This window comes from Corallincola platygyrae (genome assembly GCF_039544265.1).
In the GTDB taxonomy this organism is placed as follows: Bacteria; Pseudomonadota; Gammaproteobacteria; order Enterobacterales; family Neiellaceae; genus Corallincola; species Corallincola platygyrae.
Genome location: NZ_BAABLI010000015.1, coordinates 276437 through 295778 on the forward strand (window position 1 = coordinate 276437; position 19342 = coordinate 295778).

At 49.9% G+C, this 19342-nt stretch carries 19 protein-coding genes; 6 read left to right on the forward strand and 13 right to left on the reverse strand.

All coding sequences use genetic code 11. The features are described from left to right. Window positions 1-134 precede the first annotated feature (134 nt). The 7 genes from ABEA14_RS13885 to ABEA14_RS13915 form a co-directional block, all read right to left on the reverse strand. Window positions 135-3242: an efflux RND transporter permease subunit gene (locus ABEA14_RS13885; RefSeq protein ID WP_345340627.1), complete on the reverse strand. Its 3108-nt coding sequence runs from the start codon at window positions 3240-3242 to the stop codon at window positions 135-137. Then, on the reverse strand, window positions 3239-4312 hold the full coding sequence (locus ABEA14_RS13890; protein ID WP_345340628.1) for an efflux RND transporter periplasmic adaptor subunit: 1074 nt from the start codon (window positions 4310-4312) through the stop codon (window positions 3239-3241). The genes ABEA14_RS13885 and ABEA14_RS13890 overlap by 4 nt, the downstream gene beginning before the upstream one ends. A 109-nt stretch (window positions 4313-4421) precedes the next feature. Beyond that, entirely contained in the window at window positions 4422-5003 is a 582-nt protein-coding gene (locus ABEA14_RS13895; protein WP_345340630.1) for a YjaG family protein, read from the reverse strand. A 1-nt stretch (window position 5004) separates the two neighbouring features. After that, window positions 5005-5316, reverse strand: coding sequence for a putative signal transducing protein (locus ABEA14_RS13900; protein ID WP_345340631.1), 312 nt, complete (start codon window positions 5314-5316; stop codon window positions 5005-5007). Further along, on the reverse strand, window positions 5313-5915 hold the full coding sequence (locus ABEA14_RS13905) for a YhgN family NAAT transporter (protein WP_345340632.1): 603 nt from the start codon (window positions 5913-5915) through the stop codon (window positions 5313-5315). The genes ABEA14_RS13900 and ABEA14_RS13905 overlap by 4 nt, the downstream gene beginning before the upstream one ends. A 159-nt stretch (window positions 5916-6074) precedes the next feature. Beyond that, on the reverse strand, window positions 6075-6314 hold the full coding sequence (locus ABEA14_RS13910) for a YecH family metal-binding protein (RefSeq protein ID WP_345340633.1): 240 nt from the start codon (window positions 6312-6314) through the stop codon (window positions 6075-6077). Between the two features lie 131 nt (window positions 6315-6445). Then, a complete protein-coding gene (locus ABEA14_RS13915) occupies window positions 6446-7087 on the reverse strand; it encodes a CPBP family intramembrane glutamic endopeptidase (protein WP_345340634.1) in 642 nt (213 codons plus the stop codon). A gap of 114 nt (window positions 7088-7201) precedes the next feature. Here ABEA14_RS13915 and ABEA14_RS13920 point away from each other — a divergent pair, with 114 nt between their 5' ends. The 3 genes from ABEA14_RS13920 to ABEA14_RS13930 all read left to right on the forward strand — a co-directional run bounded on the left by ABEA14_RS13920 (window position 7202) and on the right by ABEA14_RS13930 (window position 10609). Next, complete coding sequence (locus ABEA14_RS13920; RefSeq protein ID WP_345340635.1) at window positions 7202-8968, forward strand: DUF885 domain-containing protein; 1767 nt, start codon at window positions 7202-7204, stop codon at window positions 8966-8968. After that, on the forward strand, window positions 8968-9867 hold the full coding sequence (locus tag ABEA14_RS13925; RefSeq protein ID WP_345340636.1) for an endonuclease/exonuclease/phosphatase family protein: 900 nt from the start codon (window positions 8968-8970) through the stop codon (window positions 9865-9867). The genes ABEA14_RS13920 and ABEA14_RS13925 overlap by 1 nt, the downstream gene beginning before the upstream one ends. Window positions 9868-10012: 145 nt before the next feature. Beyond that, on the forward strand, window positions 10013-10609 hold the full coding sequence (locus tag ABEA14_RS13930) for a glutathione S-transferase family protein (protein WP_345340637.1): 597 nt from the start codon (window positions 10013-10015) through the stop codon (window positions 10607-10609). Between the two features lie 22 nt (window positions 10610-10631). Here ABEA14_RS13930 and ABEA14_RS13935 read toward each other — a convergent pair whose 3' ends face one another. The 3 genes from ABEA14_RS13935 to ABEA14_RS13945 form a co-directional block, all read right to left on the reverse strand. Then, window positions 10632-11132 (reverse strand): GNAT family N-acetyltransferase, encoded by a 501-nt coding sequence (locus ABEA14_RS13935; RefSeq protein WP_345340638.1) that lies wholly within the window; start codon window positions 11130-11132, stop codon window positions 10632-10634. Next, window positions 11119-12012, reverse strand: coding sequence for an aspartoacylase (locus tag ABEA14_RS13940; RefSeq protein WP_345340639.1), 894 nt, complete (start codon window positions 12010-12012; stop codon window positions 11119-11121). Before ABEA14_RS13940 ends, ABEA14_RS13935 begins: the two co-directional genes overlap by 14 nt. A 153-nt stretch (window positions 12013-12165) precedes the next feature. Further along, window positions 12166-12822 (reverse strand): PEP-CTERM sorting domain-containing protein, encoded by a 657-nt coding sequence (locus tag ABEA14_RS13945; protein ID WP_345340640.1) that lies wholly within the window; start codon window positions 12820-12822, stop codon window positions 12166-12168. Window positions 12823-12982: 160 nt separating this feature from the next. On the opposite strand from ABEA14_RS13945, the gene msrA reads away from it, so the two are divergent. Then, window positions 12983-13528 (forward strand): peptide-methionine (S)-S-oxide reductase MsrA, encoded by a 546-nt coding sequence (gene msrA, locus ABEA14_RS13950; protein WP_345340641.1) that lies wholly within the window; start codon window positions 12983-12985, stop codon window positions 13526-13528. A gap of 85 nt (window positions 13529-13613) precedes the next feature. On the opposite strand, the gene ABEA14_RS13955 is transcribed toward msrA, so the two are convergent. After that, window positions 13614-14078, reverse strand: a complete 465-nt coding sequence (locus ABEA14_RS13955) for a DUF2780 domain-containing protein (protein WP_345340642.1) — start codon at window positions 14076-14078, stop codon at window positions 13614-13616. A 142-nt stretch (window positions 14079-14220) separates the two neighbouring features. Here ABEA14_RS13955 and ABEA14_RS13960 point away from each other — a divergent pair, with 142 nt between their 5' ends. Together ABEA14_RS13960 and ABEA14_RS13965 are read left to right on the forward strand one after the other, a co-directional pair. Continuing rightward, entirely contained in the window at window positions 14221-16350 is a 2130-nt protein-coding gene (locus tag ABEA14_RS13960; RefSeq protein ID WP_345340643.1) for an alpha-amylase, read from the forward strand. Between the two features lie 284 nt (window positions 16351-16634). Then, window positions 16635-17804, forward strand: coding sequence for a porin (locus tag ABEA14_RS13965; protein WP_345340644.1), 1170 nt, complete (start codon window positions 16635-16637; stop codon window positions 17802-17804). A gap of 45 nt (window positions 17805-17849) precedes the next feature. Here the strand turns inward: ABEA14_RS13965 and trhA are convergent, their stop codons facing one another. Together trhA and ABEA14_RS13975 are read right to left on the reverse strand one after the other, a co-directional pair. Further along, window positions 17850-18506, reverse strand: coding sequence for a PAQR family membrane homeostasis protein TrhA (gene trhA, locus ABEA14_RS13970; RefSeq protein ID WP_345340645.1), 657 nt, complete (start codon window positions 18504-18506; stop codon window positions 17850-17852). Window positions 18507-18811: 305 nt separating this feature from the next. After that, a complete protein-coding gene (locus ABEA14_RS13975) occupies window positions 18812-19306 on the reverse strand; it encodes a hypothetical protein (protein WP_345340646.1) in 495 nt (164 codons plus the stop codon). Window positions 19307-19342: the final 36 nt, after the last annotated feature.

Below are 19342 nucleotides of genomic sequence, written 5' to 3' on the forward strand. Positions count from 1 at the left end.
GTGCAAAAGTATATAAAAATGTGATTTATAAGAAAAAATTAATATAAGAAAATGTGAAAAAATTCCGCAAATTTTCCCTTCGCCAAAAAAAAAGCGGCCTCAGAATGGCCGCTTTTTAGGTTGTTTACTGTGGTTTACTGGTCCAGCTTGTGCCCTTCCAGATCCGCTTCCAATTTGTGGGCGATAGCGTCTGGTGACGTAGTGTGTTGTGCCAATAAGGCGTACATCACCGGAACGATTAACAGCGTAAATATGGTGGCAATTGAAATGCCTGCGAGTACCACCACGCCAATCACAAAGCGGGTTTCACTGCCTGCCCCTGAAGAGAGTACTAGGGGCAAGGCGCCAAAGGCGGTAGTGAAGCCGGTCATCAGGATCGGCCTGAGTCGTTGACTGGCAGACTCCAGCAAAGCGTCATCAAAACTGGCGCCTTTGTCACGCAGCTGATTCGCAAACTCAACAATCAAAATACCATTCTTGGCGGCAAGCCCCACCAGCATGATGATGCCGATCTGACTGTAGATATTTAGAGACTGGCCAAACAGGTATAGACCGATCAACGCCCCCATCATGGCCAGGGGTACTGTCAACATAATGACAATCGGATGGATATAGCTCTCAAATTGTGCAGCAAGCACCAAAAATACGACGCCGAGAGCAAGTGCAAATACAAAGTAGATAGATGCACCAGATTCGGTGTAGTCCTGAGACTGTCCTTTGTAACTAATGATCGCATCGCCAGGAAGCAAACGATAAGCAAGGTCATCCAGATACGCCAGTGCTTCACCCAGGGTATAACCGTCAGCCAGATTGGCTTCGATGGTGATAGCGCGGGTACGATTGAAACGGTTTAGGCTTTGGGCGTCAGCAAATTCCTCAATAGTAACCAGCCCTGAAAGCGGGATCAGCTCTCCGCTGTAGTCACTGCGCACATAGATGTTGGCCATATCTGTGGGGGCGCTCTGCTCGGCGCGGATTCCCTCCAGGATCACATCGTACTCTTCGCCACGACGCTGGAAGGTGGTGGCAATGCGGCTACCCAGCATGGTTTCCAGCGTGCGACCAATGGTAGCAACTGAAACGCCAAGGTCGCCGGCCCGTTCAGTGTCAATCTTCACTTGTAGCTGTGGCTTGGTTTCCTTGTAGTCGTGATCAATGCCGACCAGACCAGGGTTTTTGCGAGCCTCATTAATTATCAAATCACGCCAGTGCGCCAGTTCGTCATAGTCGGAGCCACCGATAACAAATTGCACAGGTTTGCCGATTCCGCCTCCCAGCGCTTGCCTCATGACCGGAAAGGCGCGCACACCGGAAAGGCCACTTATTTTTTGCCTCACTTCGCCCATGATCTGCCAGGCACTTTCACGTTGTGCCCAGTCTTCAAGCACGATAATGGCAAAACCGCCGGAAAAGTCCTGGGTCTGACCCCATGCTCGTGGCGTACGAATCAACAGACGTTTAACAGCGCCTCGCTCAACCAGTGGCATCAGGCGTCGCTCCACTTCATCCATATAGCTTTGGCTATAGTCGAAGGTCGCGCCCTGTGGTGCACTTACAATAACGAAAAACGCACCCCGGTCCTCTTTGGGTGTGAATTCGCCGGGCACCTCTTTAAGCAACCAAGCACAACTGGCCAGTGCCCCAGCAATCAGCAGCAGGGTCATGGCTGGTTTATGGATAGAGGTGCGCAGCCCATTGATATAGACGTTTCTGAACCGATTCAGCAGGCAATCCACTTTCTGGGTTAACCAGCCAGGTTTCTCATGAGGCACCAGCAATTTTGAGCACATCATCGGGGAGAGGGATAAAGCAACCAAGCTGGAGAAGGCTACAGCTGCGCTCATTGTCACGGCAAATTCAGTAAATAGTTTGCCAAGGTCTCCCTCGAGGAAGGTGATCGGCATAAACACCGATATCAGTACAAGGGTGGTTGCTATCACGGCAAAAGAAACCTGGCGGGCACCTAAAAACGCAGCTACCAGAGGCGATTCGCCCTGTTCTACACGACGGTGGATATTTTCCAGCATCACAATGGCATCATCCACCACCATACCGATCGCCAGGATCAGTGCCAGCAGAGTCAGCATGTTGATGGTGTAGCCAAGCAAATAAAGCACAATAAAGGTGCCCATTAATGACACGGGTACGGTCAAAGCAGGGATCAACATGGCGCGAATGCTACCCAAAAAGAGGTAGATAACCACCACGACCAGGGTAATGGCGATAAACAGGGTTTGATAAACTTCTTTAACTGACTGCTCAATAAATACAGAGCTGTCATAGCTGTTAATCAGCTCCATCCCCTCTGGCAGGGATTTGTTCACTTCGATCGCCATAGCTCTGGCCGCACGGGCAACGGACAGCGTATTAGCAGTCGATTGTTTGGTAATGCCGATGCCCACCATGGGCACTCCGTTACCACGGAAAGACAAACGTTCTTCGGCAGGCGCAAGTTCTACCTTGGCGACATCACTGAGTCTGACAAGGTAACCATCATCACCCTGGGTCAGTACTAGGTCTTTAAACTGCTCCGCATCATTAAAAGCTCTCTGTACACGTACCGTAAACTGACGGTCAACGGATTCGACTGATCCAGCTGGCAACTCAACATTCTGAGCCCGCAATGCATCTTCTACATCGTTAACGGTGAGACCTCGAGCGGCAAGCGCAGCACGGTCCAGCCAAACACGCATGGAGTACTTTAATCCGCCACCGACACGTATCCTGGCGACGCCATCAATTGTGCTAAAACGGTCAACCAGAAAGCGTTGGGCGTAATCACTCAGCTCCAGTAGGTCCATCCGGTCTGAGACCAGATTGAGCCACATGATGGTATCGTCGCCTGCGCCCGCTTTGCTAATCTCCGGTGGATCCGCTTCATCGGGCAAATTGTTCAGCACCCGACTAACGCGCTCTCGGATATCATTGGCGGCAGCGTCGATATCGCGTTCAACGTTGAACTCAATGGTAATGTCAGAGCGTCCATCCCGGCTCTCTGAAATAATGTTTCTGACCCCTTCTACCCCACTGATACGATCTTCAATCAGCTTGGTAATGCGGCGTTCGACGACTACTGCAGAGGCTCCTCGATAGCGGGTTTCAACAGACACAACCGGGGCGTCGATGTTTGGATACTCACGCAAGGGGAGCTTTTCGAAAGCGACCAAACCAAAGGCAATCAGCAATAGGCTGATTACCGAGGCGAAAACAGGGCGCTTAACCGATAGATCGGTCAGGATCATGCCTGACCTCCTTTGCGCCAAGCCTCTTCCTGCAATACGACAGTGGCACCATCGCGTACCTTCAGTGTGCCGTAAATGACCACTTGTTCGCCTTCTTCCAGACCTTCCAGAACTTCAACGATGCCAGGTTTGCGCAGGCCAATCTTAATCTGGCGTTTGCTCGCCTTGTTCTCGCTGTCGATCACAAACACGTAATGTTCTGATTTAAGTGACGTGATAGCGGCTTCAGAGATCACCAAGGCTTGGTGCTGGTCGTGCACCAGATCTAGCTTCAGTAGCATGCCTGGTTTGAGCTTACGATCTTTATTGCTCAACTCAGCACGAACCGTAATGGCGCGTGTTACCGGGTTAACCCTTGGATTGATGGTATCGACCTTGGCTTCAAAAATTTGTCCAGGATATGCATCTGACTGGGCACGTACGACAGAACCCTTGTGCAACGAGGTGAGGAAACGCTCGGGTACGGTGAAGTCCAGTTTTATAATCGACAGATCATCGAGGGTTGTGATGGCGGTGCCCGGTGTGACTAGGTCACCCTTACTTACTTGACGAAAGCCAAGCTGACCGGCAAACGGTGCGCGGATCTGGCGTTCATCAATTTTTGATTGTTCGGCGGCGATTCGGGCTTTGGCCGCATCTATCAGACTTTGGATCCTGTCTAACTCGGAACTGGCGATGGTGCGATTTTTTACCAGATCGGCAATACGGCGATACTCGCGCTCCTGTTCTGCCAGAGCGACCTGCGCTAACTGCAGGTTGGCAACCTGTTCCTTTTCTTTCAGCTGGACCAGCAATTGTCCCTTTCTAACCTGGTCGCCATCTTCGAAATAGATTTCGCGAACTTTTTCGGTTTCATTGGCGGTAACCACCACCGACTCATTCGCTTTTGCTGTCGCCAGAGCTTCCACTTTGTCTTCCAGCAGTTGGAGCTTTGCTGGCTCAACGACAACGGCAACCGCACCGCGGCTTGCTTTCTGCTGGGTTGGGGCCATGTTCAGGCTCCACCAGCGATAGCCGACTGCGCCGCCGATCACACCAACGATAGCGAGGAGAAGAAGAACCCGTTTCATGACGTCTCCATAGGTATTACAGAATGTGGGCGTAAAATAGGCCGACAGTTTTAAGTGGCTAAATTGCTAAAGGCAATTTAACGAAGGTTAATATTTGCAACTAAATGTTTCATTCCTCTATGGATAAACCCAGGTTTGAGATCAGTGGGCTGAGGAATTCTTTTCGTAACTGAGAAACTGTGTTGGGGCTTTTAGCATGATCAGCCAGCCATTCCACCAATTCTGATTGCATATCAAACTCGTACTGCATCAGAGGGTGAGTCTTAAGCTCAACATCTTCGCCTTCGGTGATCTGGATGTACTGTTTCACACAATGGCGGGAAAGCCGGCTTATTTCCAATGCGGCTGGGCCCTTGGGTTCAGCAAACAGAGAGAACAGGGTATCCAATGCTGTAGCTGCATCCATGGCAGGCCAAACGCCATACATGTCGTAATCCTCGGGATCCGGTATGTTCTCGGCCAACTTCTCCTGCCAACGTTCATGATTAAACTGACTGGGCTTGGTACGTAATGCATCCCATGCAGCATTGAGACTGTTGGTTAATGTTGCTGCGTCCCCCCAGGCAACGGCTTCGCTGAACAGTTGGTAATTAGGTAGCATGCGTTCGCACAGTGCGATAGAAAATGCGAGTTGATGCCAGTGGGAGAGTTCTCGGATCTGCTGATTGAGCGTGTTGGCACTTGCCATCATTTTACTCCGGCTTGGGCTGGCTGCATTGCCAGCATAAATCAAAACTGCCTTCGTTTGTTTCGCCACACTGGTGACAACACCATTGCGCCGATTGTTTGCGTTCGTAGCTTTCTAACAGACGACGAGCAGCTGAATACCAACCGGAATCGACCCACAGACTGACCTGCTGTACAGACATTGGGAGCTCACCTACGGCGCCGAGTAGCTGTTCACCTTTGAGCGTAACCTCAATGCCTTCGGTGGCCAGCATCCCTTTCAAAAGGTTTGCTTCAATACCGTTTGCCGCTTCGTACAACAACTTCATACTGCTCATCCGATTGCTTCCATATGGCGGAAATAGGCGAATATGCCATCCAGGAACATCTGGACAGATATCATTACCAATATCATACCCATCAGTCTTTCCATTGCTGTGAGGCCGCGCTCACCCAGCAAGCGATGGAACAAACCCGAGAACATAAGTATGACGGCACTGACCGCCCAGGCACCAATCAGTGCAAGAGACCAATCTACCATCCGGTTGGGATCCTGGTGTGCCATCAGCAGCAGTGCGGCCAGAATCGATGGGCCCGCAATCAATGGGATCGCCAGAGGTACGATAAAGGGCTCTTCGCCAACAGCCAGCCCTGTAACACCGCCGGGCTGAGGAAAGATCATCTTCAGTGCGATTAAGAACAGAATGATGCCGCCGGCAATGCTCACCGATTCTTGTGATAACTGCAGGAAATCGAGGATGCTGCTACCTGCAAATAAAAACAGCAGCATAATCACCAATGAAATAAGCAGCTCACGAATCAATACAATGCGCCTGCGCTTGGGCTCAATGTTTTTCAGTACAGAGAGAAAAATTGGCAGGTTACCCAGTGGGTCCATGATCAGAAACAGCGTGACCGCCGCAGACAAGGTATCCATCGTGAACGGGCCTCTAAAAAATGATTAAAAAGCAGGAGCTTATAGGGGATTAATTATATATCACAGGCGGGTAGGTGTTCCCGCCTGTGGTGATGGGGTGCAGTATAGCGAAAAAGGCTGATTCGCCAAGGGGATTGGCGAAATGATTCGGTCTAACTATCAGTGATTACAGATCTTTGACGGGTCTACATTTAACTTATTAGCTTCACCTGCAATTTTTCCTCGTGCGACCAGAAACTCAAGCAGCGTATCAACGTTCATGCCTTCTGCAGAACACGTGTGATATTCGGCTTCTTCACCAAAGGTGGAGGTGATCAGTTTGCGCAGTTCGGAGAGCGTTTGGTTTGCTGCACTGGAAAGAATGAGTTCCAGTACCTGGTGACCATGGATAGAAGCCATAAAACATACCCTGAAGATAGATTCGAAAGGGATATTTTGGCGATGGAGTGATGACCCAGCGTTGATTTTGCGCAAGAGAATAGAGTTCGGGTGTTATCACGGGCAACGAATGGCAGTGATAGCCCCCATACTTATTGGTAATAGACGAGGTCTCCCAGCCCGATAGTAAGCAGCCACCAGCCGTAAAGCGTGTGCTCTAGAATCACCGGCCACAGTCGGCGGCATTTCAGGTAAGTCACTCCAAATATCCAGCCAGCGACAAAGGTGAATATCAGCGTTGCTGGTTCCAGATAAAACAGATGTGCCCAGGCAAATGCCAAACTGCTGAACAGCAACAGTTGGGTTTTAGACTGAAAAATGCGGCGATAGCGAAGGAACAGGAAGCGACGGAAGATAAATTCCTGGGGCCATACCGACACCAGAGGGTAGAGCGCCAGACCAATCAGCCACCGGTAGGTATCACTTTCAGGTTGTTGTCCGAACTTTTCTGGCAGGAACATGGCAACCAACAGAGTGGCGAGTAGAGCCAATAGCAGAAAACGAACCAGAGATTCGGTGATATGCCTAGCGGGGACAGGCCTCAGGCCTTTGAGCGGTTGAAACCTGACAAAGCAGTAGACTACTGCGGCAACGATAAGTAACAGCTTGCTTTCACCCGAAGGGGCAATGGTGATCAAAAGTGGCAGGGCGAAAAACAGCAGGCTGAACTCATAGATCAGCTTACGATTGTGCAGTGCGTTGTCCTGGGTGACAGCAATTGGGTAACGAACCATAGATAGGTTATAGTCGCCAAAGCCCTATTCAGCCAGCCGTCAGGCCCCACCCTTGGCTAATCAGAACCAACCAGGTTTGGCGGCGGGTCCGATTAAAGTTTTAAGGTAGTTCCGATGTTTTTAATACGATTTAGATGGTTGATCTTAGTAATGGTGTCCTGCCTGATTGGCTGTGGCCAGCAAGCTGAGGAAAAAACAGCCACTAAACTAGACACTCTGCTTGAGGAGATCTGGCTGTACCGACTGGATCAGGATCCGCTGATGGCAACCTGGTCAGGCAGCGAGATTGGTGCGGATCGGCTACCAGATCTGTCTGAGCGCGCGCTGAAAGCGCGTAAAGACAAGTTTGCTGAATACCACGAAGCGCTGAACCTGCTCCATGAGTCATCTGATCTGTCAGAGAGGCAGAAAATCAACCTCCGTCTGATGCAATTTGAACTGAAAAACAGTTTGGACCAGATCCGGTTTGGCGCACACATGACGCCACTGACCTCCGAATATGGCTTTCATGCGTCATTGGGTCACCTACCAAATATGGTGGATACAACAGACGTAGAGGCGGTAGAGAATTATCTCAAACGGTTATCGAATCTCCCCACCTACTTCTCCCAGAATATCGCCTGGATGCGAAAAGGCATTGCGACGGGCAACACGGTACCTAAGGCTGTGCTAGAGGGCTACGAGAGCTCGATAACCGCATTTATTGTCGACGATCCGGCGGATAGCGTGTTTTATCAGCCGCTGAAGCGTTTAGACCAGAATTTAACGGTTGAGCAGATAACGACGATTAAGCTTAAAGGGCGTCAACTAATTCAAGAGCAGGTATTGCCAGCTTATCGCGATTATCTGGCATTTTTTGTTGAAGAGTATTACCCGGCAACTCGGGAAACCATTGCGATCAGTGCAACCAATAATGGCCAGCAGTTCTACGCCAACAGAATTTCACACTACACCACGACCGACCTTAGCGCCGGAGAGATCCACAAACTAGGTTTGCAGGAGATGGATCGTATTCGCAGTGAGATGCGCAAGGTGATTGCAGACGCTGAATTTGACGGCAACCTGGCTGAGTTTATTCACTTTCTACGAACGGACCCACAGTTTTACGCTGAGACACCAGAGCAACTGCTACATTACGCCGCCTGGTTATCCAAGAAGGCCGATGCCGCCTTACCCGCTTTCTTTAAAACCTTGCCAAGGCGTCCATATGGCGTCGCCCCCGTACCTGCGACTATCGCCCCCAAGTACACCACCGGGCGTTATGTTGGCCCCTCAGGTGATCATCGTCCCGGCTATTATTGGGTGAATACCCATGCGCTGAACAAGCGTCCACTGTATGTTCTGGAAGCGCTCACGCTGCACGAAGCGGTTCCGGGGCATCACCTGCAAAATGCGCTGGCTTTGGAAATGGAGGGAGTACCTGAGTTTCGTCGCCATCTATATCTGTCTGCCTTTGGTGAAGGCTGGGGCCTTTATTCTGAGTGGCTGGGGCAGGAGATGGGCTTTTATCAGGACCCTTACACCCGTTTTGGGCGTTTGAGCTACGAAGCCTGGCGCGCTTGTCGTCTCGTTGTTGATACGGGTATGCATTCGATGGGCTGGAGCAGGGAACAAGCGATCCAATATATGGAACAAAACACTGCACTCTCTACCCATAATATTCGGACCGAGGTAGACCGCTACATCTCCTGGCCTGCGCAGGCGCTCAGTTACAAGATAGGTGAACTGACCATCAAGCGGCTTCGCAAAGAGGCGGAAGCTGAAATGGGTGAGCGGTTTGATGTTCGTGAGTTCCATGACGTGGTATTAAGCAATGGTGCGATTACCCTGGACCAGTTAGAGCGCCAGGTTGGCCGCTACATCAAGGGAGCTGGTGCCTAGTGAGTGCAATACAGGGCATGATCAGCGGCCTTATCCTATGGCTGCTGTTTGCCCTGTTTGATGTCAACGTGCCGCTTAATCTGCAGGTTTGGCACAATCAGTCGGCTCCGCTGGCCGTTGCCGACTGCAGAGAACAGATCTCTCCTCCATTGCGGCCTCTGCTGAATTCCCACTCTCCCGCTCAAAAAGCTCCCGATGCGCTGCCAAAGCAGATCAACCTGTTGGTGTGGAATACCTATAAGTTTCAGAACACTGGCTGGCAACAAGAGTTAGCCGATGCTGCAAAACACGCAGACATGCTGCTGTTGCAAGAAGTCGCGGCGCATCAGCAATGGCATCAGTGGTATTCGCAGGCCCAGGCTGTCTATCCCAGTTTGACTACTCCACTGTTGGTCAGGGCGTTTGAGAAGGGCGACGCGCCAGCCGGTGTTTGGCTTAGCAGCAGCGTGCCCGCACAGCGCTTATGTGCCAGTCGATTTGAAGAGCCCTGGATCGGCGTACCAAAAAGTTTGCTTGCTGCTGAATATGCTTGGCAGGGGCAAACGCTGTTGATAGTGAACCTGCATGGCGTTAATTTTTCCTGGGCACTGGATGAGTTTCAGGCACAGATCCAAGTCGCAGCGGACTTGGCTGATGCCCATGATGGGCCCGTTGTGGTGGCGGGAGACTTTAATACCTGGCGCCAGGCGCGTGTTGATAGCGTTTCGGAAACTCTCAGAAAAGTAGGCTTACAGCAGATTCGCCCCTCTCCGGACCTGCGCACCCGTATCAATGCGCTGGCGATTGACCAGGTGTGGGTTAAAGGCCTTGATGTGGTAAACGCTCACAGTGCCGTCAGCGAAACTTCAGACCATAACCAAATCACCATCTCGATTGTTCCACTGACGAATACGCTTTAACTTACAGAGAGTTAGATCCACAGATCAAGCGATAAGTCAGGCCACAAGATTACAAACGGGGACTTGCAGGTCGCTTCACCGTTAGTTAGCTTAGGATGGTTTCCGAATCTAACAGTCAGGTACTGCAGTGGTCGAGAAGTCAGCTATGCCTATCCTATATTCCTTTGCGCGGTTCGACCGATCAGCGCGGGTGCGTTGGTTGTTGTATGAGCTGGGCGTGGCATTTAAGGAAGTCACGCTGGATCACGCGCAGGAAGAGCATCTGCAGCCGCACTACCTGGCAAGAAATCCATTTGGCTTGGTCCCAGCACTGGAGGATGGTGAGTTGGTTCTCCATGAATCTGGTGCCATCATCCTGCATCTGCTGGCAAGCCACCCCGAACATGACTTGCTCCCTGCTGACAGGGCAGGGCGCAGCCGCTGCATGAGCTATCTGATGTTTGGGTTGACCACGTTGGATGCGGCCGCCAGTCAGGTATTTCTGAGCAAGAGCCAATCAGCAACCGCATTGGAAAAACTGAAGCGATTGCTGCATACCCTTAATACTGAACTTACCGGGCGCGAATACTTGGTCAGCAGTAAGTTTACGGTGGCAGACATAGTGGTAGGCCAGCTGTTAGGACTGCTTGATCACAGAGATCAATTAGCCGGGTACAACAATCTGGAGTATTACCTGACTCGCCTGAAGCAGCGGCCTGCCGCAGCAAAAGCCGAAGTCTTTACTGCGGCGATGAAAGCCTAATCTAACGGCTTATCGCCTCAATTCAGGTGAGTTTTTTATCCCAGAACAGGGCGTGGCCAGCTTCCGGATCTAACGCGTAACCTGCAAAGCCACATTTCTGATAGAGTGCTTTTGCCACATGGTTCCCTTCCAGTACCTCCAGCGTCACCTTGCAGCAGCCGCGCTCCCGCGCGTACTGCTCAACGGCCCGCATCAGTTGTTTGCCGATACCTTTGCCTCTTGCGCTGGGAGAAACCGCAAAATCATGGATATTGATCAGCTCTTCACAGGCAAAAGTGGAAAAGCCAAGGAAGCAATTGGCTAGTCCCACATATTCGCCATCCAGCTCTGCAAGGAAGCTAACGGCAGTAGCGTTCTGCGCCAATTTACCGATGAGTTGGTTGCGGACTTTCTCTGAAATAGGCGTACCGCCACCCATGGGATCTTGAGCGTACTGGTCAAGTAATGCCAGTATCGCCTCGCCATGGGATGGGTTCTGATAGTCGGCAACTAAGATGTTTGCCTGGGAGTTACTCGTCGACATCTATCCTCACCTTTTCACACAGAGACATGGCCAGATTGTTGTCGTAGTAAGCGGCTTCATTAATAAATGCCGGATAGACCACTTTATCGCCCTGATAGGTGATCGTTTCACCCTCAAAGGTTTGGAACAGTGGGTCGCCAGGGTAGATTGGCTGGAAGTCATTGTCCTGAACATTACTATGAACCATACCCAGGCGTTCACCCGACTCATCCAAGGGCAGTGTAATGCTCTCCAGGTAACGGTAGCCTTCAACAGAAGCTGGCAGTTCAGGCAGAGCATCCTGATTGTAAAGCTCGATGAAGTCGAGAATATGATGTGTCAGCGCTTCGCTTTGCTCGAAGATATCCTGGCGTATCACTGATTGCGAAACTGGCCCTACTTCAACAATGACCCCCATGGTGCCAACTGTCGACAGCAGGTGATGTTGTGCTGCGGGCAGGTGGTCTTCGTCGCGGAAAATTACGGCCTCGGGCATTTTCATTTTCACATAGGCCGCCAGTTGGCGATAAATCTTACCTTCCTGGGTCAACAGTATGCATGGGCCCATGTTGCTGGTGGTGGTATGCAGGTCGATCAGGAAATCACACTTGGCGTCACCTTTTGGTCCCAGGGTCGCATCAATCACTTTCGCTCGAGACTGTTCGTATCCGGCCAAACTGGGATCATCAAGTTGAGCGCGGGTGAATTGTCGATTCAGATCCTGATCGCAATAGCGTTTGTTTTCGCCAAACGCACGGGGATTGGCCCAAAGCGTTGAGGTTTCGAAGCTGCTTCGCTTAATGGCTGAGGGCTCATGCTGCCACTTTTTCAGCAGATAGACACCGGTGAATTCATTGCCATGGGTGCCGCCGACAATGGCGACGTTTGCGATCTTTTCCAACCTTCCTCTCCTCAGCCTTCTTTTATCAACATTGGGATAAAGCGGAACAGCAGTCTAGCAAGCGTTAGGAATGTGTTGAAAGCGAAAAATAGCAGGCATAAAAAAACCGCGTTGAAACACGGTTTTTTACGAACGACTAAATCTTAAAAAGTGTTAAATTTTTCGACGGCTGCCAAATAGTCCTACCAGTCCGAGACCCAGCAGGGCAATTGGTAAAGGCTCTGGCACAGATACAAAGTTCATTGTAAATGCTAAGTCGCGATTCCATGCTGTCCAGCTATCTTGCGTCAAACGATCAAAATCGCTGCCGTTATTCATAAACACAAAGCTACCTTCGGTATACGTCTTACCATCTACATTTCCGAAGTACGCGGTACTCTGAACGCCGTCAAAAAGGTTAGAAGCTGAGAAAAAGGCAACGTACTCTCCAGCGTCAAGTGACAGCACACCAGTATCAATTGTGAACTGCTCGAAACCACCCAAACCTTGATTGTCTGTGGTTGTATAAGGGCTGGACATGAACAGGGCATCACCTGTAGCTTTCACTCCATCCCAAGCGTAAACGTACGCTTCAAAGTCAACGTAGCCTGGGTCGACTTTGTCACCAACAAAAAACGTAAAGTCTGTTAGACCTGCTGTTTGGCCTAAAGTGAAAGTCTGGCCATATGTGGCGGTGTTAGATTCGCCAAATGAACCGACACGGTAGCTTCCATTCCACGTCTCAGTTGTATCGATAACAAGAGCAGATGCCGCTGAGGTAGCGGTAAGTGCGACTAAGCCGAACAAGCCGCTGATAAGGGACAACTTCATGTATATACTCCTACGTATTCCGTATACGCAACTACAAAATTAGAAAACTATAAATAACTGTTAAAAATTAGGCAAAAGTTGTGCCTATATTATTTTTTCCTTAAAAAACAGCTGGTTGCTGTTTTTTATATCACTAATAGAAATATAGGTGTAAATTTTAATGACATTGGATAATAAAGAGCCAGCTTCTATAGCGACGCTGGCAGGCGGCTGCTTCTGGTGCTTGGAAGCCGTATTCAGTGAATTGAAAGGTGTGCAGCAAGTGACTTCAGGTTATTCCGGCGGGCATGTGGAACATCCCAGCTACAAAGCAGTTTGCACGGGTGACACTGGCCACGCGGAAGTTGTTCAGATTTTTTTTGATCCGCAAGTGATAAGTTATGAGACCTTGCTGGATATCTTTTTCACCATTCACGATCCCACCACATTAAATAGGCAGGGTGAAGATATCGGCACCCAATATCGTTCGGGCATCTTCTATCACGACAGCGTACAGAAAGCCGAAGCGGAGCAAGCGGTGGCGGCTCAGGCTAATGAGTGGGCAGAGCCGGTCGTTACAGAAATCGTGCCTCTGGAAGTGTTTTATCCAGCAGAAGACTACCATCAGCAGTACTTCTCTATGCATGGACATGAGCCCTATTGCTCGCTGGTGGTTGCGCCCAAAGTGGCCAAGTTCAAGCAGAAATTTGCAGCTTTATTGAAATAGATTGCAGAGTTATGCGGATTGGTATTAAAAAAGCCCCATAGCTATCAAGCTACGGGGCTTTTTGTTTAAGCAGAAAACGCCATTATCAGATAAGCGCAGATTTTAGCGATTCCATTAGCGCCTGGCCGCCTTCCGACTCGACAAAATCCAGTAGGATCTTGGAGTATTGTCCCACCATACCAGAGTCTAATCCCAAGCTGGAAAACGCCTGATTCAGTGCCACTGCGTTACTGGCAGCCTCTGAATCCCCCAGTAACCCGGAGGCCATAGACCCCAGGGTGTCTGCATCGCCACTCACCTGCGTAGGCGCTGCAGCCAACAAACTACTCATATCAGGTACCACGTCACCTAAGGCTGCAAAGTCTCCGCCGCTCATACCTTTTTGCGCTGTTGAAAGCAAAGCGCCTAATCCACCGCTGGCTTGGGTCGGAGAAACGCCAAGCTGCTGCGTCACCATATCAATTAACGGGTTTGCCGCCGCCTGAAGAGGCGTAAATACGAATAGCAGCGCTGTACATAACAGTGCACGGTTGAACATTTGCTTGAGCATAATAGCCCTCCATGGAAAGGTCAGATTAAGCCTAGTACAACCTGTGTTAAGCAGCGAACGTGAGCTAGTTATAAGACTTTTTATCCGTTTTTCGTTATAAACGTCGGTTCTAAAATTTTTCGTTAGCTAATGGAAGTTGCTTATGTTCGCCCCCAAAAAACTGGCGCTCGCAGCGCTGGTGTCGTCTTTGCTCGTGCCTAGCGCACAAGCCATTATCAAAACCCCAATCTATTTGCGTGTTGCCGAACAGGATTATGCTGCTGAGCATCGAGCCAAGTACAAAGGCAAAGGCCAGTACAAAGTGGCTGTAGAGCTGGAAAAGGGGACCTACCATTTCCGCCTGGCTGACAAAGATTTCAGTTGTGGCACCTCATTTGGTCCTGAAGATCCAGCCAAGATTAAGTTTAAGACACCGGTACCCGTGTCTGACTGTGCTACCGACAATGATTTTTCTATCCGCATTCTGTTCCCGGGTGAATACGAGTTTACTCTCGACACCAAAGCTGAGGGTGGAAACGCCATCAGTGTGATGCGCAAGCCGAAGAAAGTGGCTGTTGTACGCAAGCCGCCTGCGGTCGATTGTGGTATCTGGGATGGCAACGTAGTCGAAGTTGATGTCAGCAGCGTGTTCAAAGATGGTGAGCTGGTAAAAGACTTCTACTCGGGCCAAACCGCCAAAGTATCTGGCGGCAAAGTATCGATGCAGCCTTCCAAAGAAAGCGGAGGTTTGTTGTTGCTTGAACCTGCCGAAGCCAAGCCAACAGATTTCTCGTGGGATAACGCATCGGTTTATTTCATCATGACCGACCGTTTTAACAACGGTGATACCAGCAACGACTTCCCTTTTAATCGTAAGAAAGATGGCAAGCAGGAAGTCGGCACTTTCCAAGGTGGTGACATCAAAGGCATCATCGAAAAATTGGATTACATCCAAGAGCTGGGGATGAATGCGATCTGGCTGACGCCGATCGTTGAGCAGATTCACGGCTTTATCGGCGGTGGTGAGAAGGGCAGCTTCCCATTCTACGGCTACCACGGTTACTGGGCGCTGGACTTTACCCGCCTGGATCCAAACTTTGGTACTGATGAAGATCTGGAACGACTGGTCGCAGAGGCTCACAAGCGTGGCATCCGCGTGGTTATCGATGTGGTTATGAACCACGCAGGTTACCCAACACTGGACGATATGCAGACCTATGGCATTAACGCGCTGGCGCCAAATGCTCCGGTACCAGATCAGTGGACTGATTGGGTGCCTGACGAGAAAAAAGGTCAAAACTGGCATCGCTATAACAACTATATTCGTTGGGGTTCCAACGAGTGGGCTGAAAAGTGGTGGGGCCCTGATTGGGTTCGCAGCGGTATGGCGGGTTACACCGCTCCGGGTGGTGATGATATCACCATGAATCTGGCCGGCTTGCCTGATTTCCTGACCGAGAGCGAAAAACATGTGGGTCTGCCGCCAATCCTCAAGAATAAGCCGGATACCCGAGCCGTTGAACGCGAAGGCTATACCGTGGTGGATTACCTGGTTGAATGGCACACCACTTGGGTGCGCAAGTACGGTATCGATGGTTTCCGAGCCGATACGGTGAAACACGTTGAACCACAGGTGTGGAGCAAGCTGAAAGATTCAGCCACCAAAGCACTGGCAGAGTGGAAAGCAGAAAACCCGGATAAAGCGATTGATGACAAGCCATTCTGGATGGTAGGTGAAGTATGGCACCACGGTGCTTACAAGGACTTCTACTTTGACCATGGTATGGATAGCCTGATCAACTTTGACTATGCCGGTGAGATGCAGGCGGTAAAAGGTGCGCAATGTATCAACCAAAACGAAGAGTTGTACGCGAGCTATGCCAAAGACATCAATACCGACCCTGATTTCAACCTGTTGACCTACATTTCCAGCCATGACACCAAACTGTTCTTCCAGCGTTATGAGAACCTGGAGCTTCAGAAAGGTGCAGCTAACGGCCTGTTGTTGATGCCGGGTGGTGTGCAGGTTTATTACGGCGATGAAAGTGGCCGTCCTGCAGGTCCTATGACCGACGCGTTTGATTCACCGACTCGTTCATTTATGAACTGGGATCAGCTCAAGGGTGATCGTGCAGGCTTGGTTGAACACTGGCAGAAAGTGGGTCAGTTCCGTAACAACCACGTGGCTGTGGGCGCGGGTGAGCACAAGATGATCAGTCAGCAGCCTTATGCATTCAGCCGAGTGAAAGGCGATGACCGAGTTGTTATCGTTTATGCGGGTGAAAAGAAGTAGCCAGCTTGATTAGCGTCACCATTAAAAAAGGCCGTATTAGCGGCCTTTTTTATGCGCATAAGTTAGGTTATTGATACACGGAAGAGGTGAACAAAAATCACCCTGAAAATAGCAATATTGGTTAAATAGTTCTCGCCTTTGTAAAAGGGTTTTAGCAGGTTTGAGCGAGCCAATGCATTTATTGATCTCGCAACAAGTGTGAGCTGCGTCACGTGAATTAGATTCCTCCCCTCGTTATGCACTATCCCCAACAGATGGTGCTAAATCTATCGATTGGAGCCCTAATGCGCAAAGTTTCACTGGCCACTGCCACTTCATTTTTACTGCTTCCTTTATCTACCTCAGCAATCGAAATCTATACAGACAACCAAGCCAGCGTTGGTCTAGGTGGTTATCTGCAGGCGGACTTTCGTCAAAGCGGTGGCGACAACGAGATGACCGATCAAGCATCTCGCATCAATTTTGATTTCGCTTTTGATGCAGGCGAGGGGTGGCAGGCGCTCGCCAAAATTGAGTGGGGTCTGAACCTAGTCGATAGCACCAGTGAAATGCAATTCGGACAAGGTGGCGACACGCTGACCAGCGAGCCAAAAGACCAGAATGATACAGTCAACTTGCGTTTGGGCTATATCGGATTAAGCCATGACAGCTATGGCACTATCACCTTCGGTAAACAGTGGTCAGTTTACTATGACGTGACAGAGCGAACGGACCAAATGATGGTGTGGGGAGGAGAAGCGTCAGGCACCTTCAATTACGGCTCTGATGGCGGGATCTCAGGTACAGGGCGTGCAGAACAAGCCATTGTCTACCGTAACAGCATTGGCAACTTGGATTACGCATTTCAGTATCAAGCGAAAAATAGTGAAGAGACCAATATCTACGAATGTCAGGTAAACCCAGATATGGATTGTGGCGATGATGATGTTGGCGACCCTATCTCAAGTTTCACATACGACAAGGGATATGGCGCTGCACTAACGTATCACTTGCCTTGGAACATCGATGTTGGTGTTGGCTATAACCGCTCTGAACTTGATACGACGGAGGGGGTCAATGTGGCAGGGTTTGATGGCGACTACGCTGATGCGCTTGCCCTTGGTATCAACTATGGTCAATTGTCCGATCAACTCTATCTCGCTGCCGTCTACTACGAGGGTACCAATCATGAGTTTGATGACCGTGGAGAGATCTTTGATAGCCAAGGTGTCGAGTTATATGGTCACTATCGTCTAAACCGGGCGTGGCGAATCTACGTAGGTTATAACCAGCTAAAAGACAATGACAATAATTATGAAGGAAGCTACGAGCTGAAATATTACGCTGTAGGTGCCAGTTACCAAATGAGTGAGCGTGTTGAGCTGTTCAGTGAATCGCGTATTGATGACTCAACTATGGCGGACGGCAGTGATGCTGATAACATTCATAGCGTCGGCATAAGAGTCATGCTCTAGTTGTTTGAACTAGGTGGGTAGCAGGGACGCTACCCATTAACTAATTCAAAGCACCCCATCATTTGGCAGGACATGACACCAGATTGAGAAAAAGTGGCAGATGCTGCCGGCTAAAACAAACAAGTGCCAGATACTGTGGCTGAACTTCATTTTCTTATTCAGATAAAAGAAAACGCCAAAACTGTAGCTGAGGCCTCCCGCAACCAGCCAGCTCATGCCACCCCAGCCAATGGCTTCTGCCAACGGCACGCAGGCAAACAGCACCAACCAACCCATTAAGATATAGCTGCCAACGCGTACCGCCTTGAATCGATTTCCATAGCCCAGCTTAAGTGCTAGACCAATCAGCGCTAGGCCCCAAACCAAACCAAACAAAGTCCAACCTAACCAACCCCTCAGGCTGATCAAAAGAAACGGCGTATAGCTACCCGCGATAAGCAGGTAAATAGCGCAATGATCCAATAACTTGAATTTTTGTTTTATGCCTGGCCAGGGGAAAGCGTGATAAAGCGTGGATGAGAGAAACAGTACGATCAGACTAATGCCGTAGACCAGACTAGAAGCTAGGCGCCAGGGGTCGGATTGTTCGACAGAGGTCAGAATCATTAGTACCAAGGCGGTAACTGCCAGGCCAGCACCGACAAGATGCGTCAGGCTATTTGCGAGTTCTTCGCTGGGAGAGTAGGCAGAATGCGTCGACATAGGAAAAATACTCAAACAGTTTGGGCGTACAAGTGTACGCTGAAATCACCATGGCTGCACAGTTTTTCTACACTACACGCGGCCTGTATGGCTGTATTATGGTGCTGAGCCGACATAATATTCTGATTTACCTATGAGTTTTAACTGAATTTTTTTAGGTTCAGAGAGCGCCTTTGTCGTGTTCAGGGACTGAGTGTGTTCTATCTAGGGCAGATTCAATGCAAACCCTTCAAAGTTCCATTGCAATACTTCGCTAAAACGCGGCGGCTCGGGGTAAGGATAAGTCTCGGTATTGGTTAAGCTTTCTACAACGGCCTCAACCAGCTTTTCAGAGTTCTTTGCTTTTTTTCTCGCTTATAGCTGGCTAACCTTTCATCCGATGTTTCTATCATGCCGCTCCACACTTCGGCATCGCCATTGGCGCTATCAGTAATGACATAGCTGACTTTGACCGTCCGCGTTGTGTACTTATAGATATCTGGGTCTAGGTCATCTGTTCGCTTAGAAACGTTGTTTTCTAATAGTTTTGCATGGACACGATAGCGACTGCCTACAGCGACTTTAAACTCTTTTCTTTTTTCTCTTATTGCCGTGATGAGCTGCACTGCAAGCGCATCCTCACTGACTTTTGTGTTTGTTGTGGGATTTTTGAAGGTTGCTGAATCGATACCATCAACGACTAATCTGTCTGGTGTAAAGCCTGGATCGACGACTAAGCGTTGAACGTTTGGTTTGGTCCACTCATCAAGTTGTGCGCAACCTGAGAGCGCGATGAAAAAGAACCCTACTAATTCCGGCAAAGAAGGATTTTGGCGATGCGCTGGGTAAGTGCATGG